The sequence below is a fragment of the Aliicoccus persicus genome, from assembly GCF_900110815.1.
GTDB classification, from domain to species: Bacteria; Bacillota; Bacilli; order Staphylococcales; family Salinicoccaceae; genus Aliicoccus; species Aliicoccus persicus.
In genome coordinates, this window is sequence record NZ_FOIT01000006.1 from 69,900 (window position 1) to 76,358 (window position 6,459).

A 6,459-nucleotide genomic window follows, 5' to 3' on the forward strand; every position below is an offset into this window, starting at 1 on the left:
CTGAGCTGCCGCACAGCTAGCGGTTCAAAGTGTGCGGCAAGTCCGAAAATCTCGAGCTGCCGCACACACTCACACCTTCTACACGAATAATCATAATTAATATTGAACGTCACCCTTAATTCTATAGCGGCGAATCGCTGATCCCGTGATTTCTCCATCACTCAGCCGACTCAAAAACTGGGAAGTCATTTTATAATCCGGATTCAACACCCGAATATCGTGGATCAAACACTTAATCGCATCCAACGTCGAAATCTTCACATCACATCCGTTGCAAGAATACTTGTATCGCGAGCTGCGGATCAGGCGGGTCGAACAAGACTTACAATAGACCCCTTTCCGCAGTGTATCCAAATCTATCTTATAGAAATTAACATGCTTCGAACGCAACAAGCGGCGCTCATTTAGGGCATCCTCTAAAAATCTGTAATCCCTGCGGTTGGGCTTCATATAATTATCCAAAAATCGCATCATCGTATTGGGTAACAAAATCGGTGACTCCTTCTTCATGCCATACACAGTCTGGTTCGGGTTGATAAAAACCAATCGATGATGAATCGCCATCGGGTACCCGCAATCACTGAGCAACTGTCGCACTGTACCAACCTGTCTTTCTGTCTGGTTATTCAACATCGTGCATTCTCGACCATCTTCAAAATAGAACATATTCCGATCATCCATCATCAAATTAAATTCAAACTTTTTCACTTCAAAAATGTAACAAGCATCATGTGAAATAACGATATTATCAATCTGAATTTCCTTACTGCCTCCATCAAATTCAAAAAGAAAATCCTTAACATGGATTAAACCATACTGAACTTTATATTTCTTCAAAACTTGATCGAACAAAAGCTCTCCTTCATATCCATTTTCTAATTTCTGCAGTGTCAGCACACTTTCGTCATCCAATGTTGAACGATAATTTAGAACGTCGAGTTGCATGTGATTTAATGATTTTTTTCTTGTCATAATACAGTCATAACATATATAAAATCAGAATGCACGTCGCCTTGAAACCTGATGAAACTACAGTTTCATGCAGTTTTTAAATTATTGCTATGGTATCTTACAATAATTTAAAAATTGTCCGGTTTTTCATACAATTTTGTAAAAATTGCAAGAAAATGTTTTTTAAATTTCTTGATAAAAAATCTCTCGATATGAAATATAGTTTCAAACACAAGAATTTGACCAATACACTTAGTATTAAACAAAGAGAACACCAAGAACATAGGGAAAACGAAGAACAGCAAGAACACCAAGAACACTAAGAACATAGGGAAAAACAACAAAAACACACTGGGAAAACGAAGAACACCAAGAACACGACTACAAATAATGTTTCTGTTCAAATAATAATCTAATAGGCTAATAGTACAATAAGTGATGTCAGTTAAAACTTCCCCCAACTCAAAAATAATATGGAGATAACAATATGAAAAAATACATCATGATACTGTCGATTATGTTGAGCAGTATATTTTTTACGAATCAAACAAATGCAGAGGTCGTCTATATTGATGCGCATGAACTGGGACACACATTAATTGAACTTGAAGAACAGGTTACTATTACAGTTGAAGATCATGAAGTGGACATCGTCGCATATGAAATTATTGTGACACGTTTAAAAAGGGTAGAACGAAACGCATTTTATGAGTTTGAATCACCACCTGAAACAATAGATCAGCGTGTATTAGAGACCTTCATATCTGCCGAGTAAGAAGGTGCGCCAGTCTCAGCGGTGTACTCATCAAAGCTCGCACGTGATGATGACTACGATAATCATCGTGAATCTACAGCATCAGAATTCAAGTATGATGGTGAAATTCTTATGGTATGAGTCAATTTTATCTACGAGATTCATATTCACCAATAGATATCTACCATAATAATGAGCCACGGTTCTTTAAGAATACGGCGCCTGGCAAACAAATCGCAACATGGGATTTTAATGAATCTCTTGATTATAAGGATGAGCCGGACGAACCAGTGGGAGCACCAACAGGAGAAAATATTATTGAGACGGATCATGTGTACTTAGAAGTTTTAGATTATGAACTGGATGGGGATTACCTATTCGTCACGTATAACGTGACGCCAAAAACATTGTATAACTCATATGGATTTGTAAATTATCAGTATATAAGAGTATCTCAAAGAGAAGGATTTGGCTTTGGGTATACTTCCGTATTAATTAAATCATATGATGATGAAAATGAAGATGGTGAGCGCTACTTAGATGATAATACAGAGTATTTGGAAGTCGGAGAGACAGTCGAAGAGACAAAAGTAATGGAAATTATTGATGAAGATAAGCCATTTACTATTGCAATTCAAAAATTGGCACCAATGAAGTGTATTATGAAGAACAGTTGGCATTTGAAGATTGATTGCAATCTGAATCATGAATCCATATCTCGTGACTTAATTTAAGTGTCTCAAATACATCAAACAAAGTGAACATTTTTTACGGTGATGATATGATAAAGGAACGCAAAAAAAATTTAAAAATGTAAGTTACTTTAAGAGTTCGCCTTAAATATTTTATGGAGAGAATGCTATGAAGAAATACATCATGATAATGTCGATTATGCTAAGCAGTTTGTTTTTAGCAACCCAAGTCAATGCAGAGGTTATTTATATCGATGCGCATGAACTTGGGCATACATTAATTGAACTTGATGAACCAATTACAGTGACTGTTGAAGATGAAGAAGTGAATATTGTCGCTTATGAAGTTGTTGTGACGCGATTAAAAATGGTGGAACTTGGTATCTTTTATGAATTTGAAGCAGAACCTGATACGTTAGATCAGCATGCAATGGATTTGTTTTTAAAAGTTGAGCAAGAGGGTAATCCGGCATCTGCTGTGTTTTCTACTCAAATCGCACGTGGCGATAAATATGATGCACACCGTGTATCAAGAGCGCCCGAGTTCTCTTATGATGGTAAAAAATCGTATGGTATGAGTTTCTTTTATCTGAAAAATCCGTACTCGCCAGTCGATGTTTACCATAATGAGTCGCAGGATATATTTTCAGTGAATTCTGGAGAACATTTAGATACGTGGGATTTTAGTGTGTCATTGGATTACAATGATGAGCCAGATGAAGCAGTAGAAGCGCCGCGTGGAGATAATATTATTGAAACGAATCATGTCTATTTAGAAATTTTAGATGCTGAAAAAGAAGATGATAATCTATTAGTCACTTATAATGTGACGCCAAAAACATTATATAACACGATTGGATTGGTAAATTATCAGTATTTGAAAGTGTCACAAATCGATGGACCTGGCCATTCGACAGGGTTGAGTGAATCGACGGATTATGAAAATGAAGTCGAGGAAACAGAGTATCTGGAAGTTGGAGAAACAATTGAAGCAACAAAAGTGATGGACATTATCGATGAGGATAAGCCACTGTCGTTGCGCGTCCAAGAGATCGTCAGTAATGAAGTGTATTATGAAGAAGAATTAGAACTCGAAGATTAAGATAAAGAACCGTGTGACTTCACAGAAATCGCACGGTTTTTTGTTTTTTCAAAGTAAAATTTTTTCTGATTTACATCGTACCCGTTAGGGTATAAAGTATTATCACCCTAGGAGGAACAATATATGAGAAAATTACTGGTATTAGGTGCATCAATGACAGTAATGCTTGCCGCATGTGGCGGTGGGAATGGTTTAGAAGGAAATGTTTATGAGTTGGAAATGGATGGTGTCCTTTCTGGTACTTATGAATTTGGAAATGACGGACAATTAACTGTTAATGAAATAACTGGAGCAGAAGGGGATAGTTATGAAGTGACAGATGATGAAATCTTAATCACAGGATCTGATCCGAATTCAGATATAACGATTGAAATCGCTTTTTCGTATGATGATTTAAGCGGTGATGTGATTGAAGGTGAAATCGTAAGCATGACGCTTGAAGGAGACGACGTGCCTGAAGAAGTTGTCGCGGAGCAAGAAGCAATGAATGAACAGATTGAAGGATTACCATACAAATTAACAAAAGTTGATGATGATGGAGAAGACGAAGAATAACGTCGGAGCAAATAATTAAGATAATATTCAGTAAGATAAAAAGAATTGTGACAGATGAGATGTCACAATTCTTTTGTCTTTGGTATAATCATTCTAAAATTATAATTCATTCTATATGTGAGGTGTAATTAAACGTGGATTTTGACAACGATAGCGTTCCATTTCCAGAATTTGTTGCTTTACAGAATGAAGTAAAAAAGTTGCGTGCAAAATTAGCGGAGCGATTATTGGAAAGAGATTCACTAGTGTTCATTGAGTGCAAAAGAATTGAAATGGCTTATATGCTTGATGTCGGTCATTTAGAGTACAAAGCGTACGAATTGCAATCGACCGTGCTCAGATACAAACGTAAAATAGAAATGATCCAATCTTACAAACAAAACAAACAGACTTTAAATATCGAATCAATTGAAAATCAACTCGATGTTGAGTTTGAAATGTATCAAGAGCAGTTGGATGCCCAGATGGATAAAATTAATGAATCCGTAGAGTATCGCGGAAAAGTACCTTTATCATGTGTGGATATGAATCGGCTCGAAACTTTATATGATAAGATTTTAACTTTGTTGCATAAAGATTTGAATCCTGATGTTTCCTTATCGAATCGAGTGTTGTTTAACAATGCGATGGCGGCATATGAGAATAGAGATTTAAACAGACTAAAAATAATTCGTGAGATGGCCGACGAACCGCAACTCACGTACTACAGCGACGAAAGTATGACCGTATTAGTACGAGAAGAGAAGCGATTGATTGAACGGTTGGAATCACTCAATCTTGAAATTGAAAAGATCAAAACGGAATATCCTTATAGCTATCGAAACTTCGTAAAAGATGAAGAAGCAGTGTCCAATAAAAAAGCTGAACTTCAATCTGTGATTTACCAGTTAGAAGATGCTGTGATTCGGTATAAGGCGATCATGCGCAGTTTGTTGGAGTAAAAATACATGTTTGACAGCAAGAGTATTTGAAAATTAAGGAGAATATTCAATCATGGGCAGACCAGAAATCGAATTTACATCCTATAAAAATTTTCCGAAAGTAGACATACCAAATTCAACGAAAGGAAGAACACAACGTATAATCAGTGGTGAACCTGGTAAAGGTGATTTTATGCGGATTGCTGAATTTGAAGCAGGTGTGGATACTTCAGCTGTCTTTTTTCTATCTCCATGATTCAAATAATACTCAATGATCTGTATCTTCTCTTCAAAACTTCTATGTCGAGCCATAAGAAAACCGCCTAAGTTTACAGATTTTTTATTTCATCTGTAAACTTAAGAGGTAGCACATCAATCTTTGATGGCTCTTCTTTTTATTTAAGTTAGTTTTATTTTAACTAACTCATGTCAATTCTAAGTAAATATTTCATGTTAATTTGGTAAAATATAGATAGATAAGGCATGCGAGAACTTTATCTTAACAATTCATGAAATTACAGAACTATGGTAGGATATTTATTATTATTGGTAGATATAACTTAGGAGTGAGTAAATTGAAAAAAACATATGCATTTCTAGCCTCGTTAATGCTACTTGCAGCATGCAGCGGTGAAGAGGAAACAGAAGAAGTAGAAGAAAATGAGGATGCGGAAGAAGTTGAAGAAGTAGAGGAGACTGATGAGGTCGAGGAAACTGACGAGCCTGGGGAAGAAGAGGAATCAGAAGCGGACGAGGATTCGGATGAAGAAGAATCAACGGATGAAGACGATTCAGTTGAAGATGAATCAAATGACGACAACCAGTATGCCGGCAACTCGTACTATTTAAGCATCCAGCACGACGGACAGTTACAACCATTTGGAGAACTAATTTTTGATGAAGATACAGTGACTCTTGAACAAGAAGAAACATCGTTTGAAGGTACATACACTGTTGAAGGTAAAACACTGAGCTATGAAGTAGAGAATGATGACTCGAAAATTATCACTGTGCTTGTTAAGAACGACTACGAAAGTGAGATAGTTGTGGAAGGAAATGTGGAGAGTTACGAGCTAGAATCAGATAATCTGACAACAGAAGATGAAGAAGCACTTGAAGAATTGCAGGGTGCAGTTTTCACGATGACAAAGAACGACTAGATAAATTGATATTAAAGTGTTCCACAGGTGGTGATTACCATTGCCTGAGGAACACTTTTTTTGTGTAGTGTTCTTCCTGAGGTGAGGAACAGTAATGTGTGTGAAGAGCGGTACTATCGAGGAAGAGTTCGTGTGCTGAGTCCCATTTTGGTTCGTGAAGCGGTACTCCCGGGGTCGAAATCGTGTGCTGAGGAACATTTTGAATGATTCGCAGTGCGGGAGACTAAAAAATACGAGCTGCCGCATAGCTGGCGGTCCAAAGTGTGCGGCAAGTGCGAAAAAACTGAGCTGCCGCACAGCTAGTGGTTCAAAGTGTGCGGCAAGT

The 6,459-nt window shown here is 37.0% G+C and carries 8 protein-coding genes; 6 read left to right on the forward strand and 2 right to left on the reverse strand.

What is annotated here, in order from left to right; genetic code table 11:
• Positions 1 to 96: 96 nt before the first annotated feature.
• On the reverse strand, positions 97 to 972 hold the full coding sequence (locus BMW30_RS09050) for a nuclease-related domain-containing protein (RefSeq protein ID WP_091476176.1): 876 nt from the start codon (positions 970 to 972) through the stop codon (positions 97 to 99).
• A 466-nt stretch (positions 973 to 1,438) separates the two neighbouring features.
• On the opposite strand from BMW30_RS09050, the gene BMW30_RS09055 reads away from it, so the two are divergent.
• The 5 genes from BMW30_RS09055 to BMW30_RS09075 all read left to right on the forward strand — a co-directional run bounded on the left by BMW30_RS09055 (position 1,439) and on the right by BMW30_RS09075 (position 4,995).
• Positions 1,439 to 1,726, forward strand: coding sequence for a hypothetical protein (locus BMW30_RS09055; RefSeq protein ID WP_091476178.1), 288 nt, complete (start codon positions 1,439 to 1,441; stop codon positions 1,724 to 1,726).
• A gap of 116 nt (positions 1,727 to 1,842) precedes the next feature.
• Entirely contained in the window at positions 1,843 to 2,439 is a 597-nt protein-coding gene (locus BMW30_RS09060; protein WP_091476180.1) for a hypothetical protein, read from the forward strand.
• A gap of 127 nt (positions 2,440 to 2,566) precedes the next feature.
• Positions 2,567 to 3,499: a hypothetical protein gene (locus BMW30_RS09065; protein WP_091476186.1), complete on the forward strand. Its 933-nt coding sequence runs from the start codon at positions 2,567 to 2,569 to the stop codon at positions 3,497 to 3,499.
• A gap of 123 nt (positions 3,500 to 3,622) precedes the next feature.
• On the forward strand, positions 3,623 to 4,054 hold the full coding sequence (locus BMW30_RS09070) for a hypothetical protein (protein WP_091476189.1): 432 nt from the start codon (positions 3,623 to 3,625) through the stop codon (positions 4,052 to 4,054).
• Positions 4,055 to 4,188: 134 nt separating this feature from the next.
• On the forward strand, positions 4,189 to 4,995 hold the full coding sequence (locus BMW30_RS09075) for a hypothetical protein (RefSeq protein ID WP_091476192.1): 807 nt from the start codon (positions 4,189 to 4,191) through the stop codon (positions 4,993 to 4,995).
• Between the two features lie 81 nt (positions 4,996 to 5,076).
• Here the strand turns inward: BMW30_RS09075 and BMW30_RS10445 are convergent, their stop codons facing one another.
• On the reverse strand, positions 5,077 to 5,286 hold the full coding sequence (locus BMW30_RS10445; RefSeq protein WP_143249020.1) for a hypothetical protein: 210 nt from the start codon (positions 5,284 to 5,286) through the stop codon (positions 5,077 to 5,079).
• Between the two features lie 263 nt (positions 5,287 to 5,549).
• Between BMW30_RS10445 and BMW30_RS09085 the strand changes: the two genes are divergently transcribed.
• Entirely contained in the window at positions 5,550 to 6,134 is a 585-nt protein-coding gene (locus tag BMW30_RS09085; RefSeq protein ID WP_091476200.1) for a hypothetical protein, read from the forward strand.
• Positions 6,135 to 6,459 lie beyond the last annotated feature (325 nt).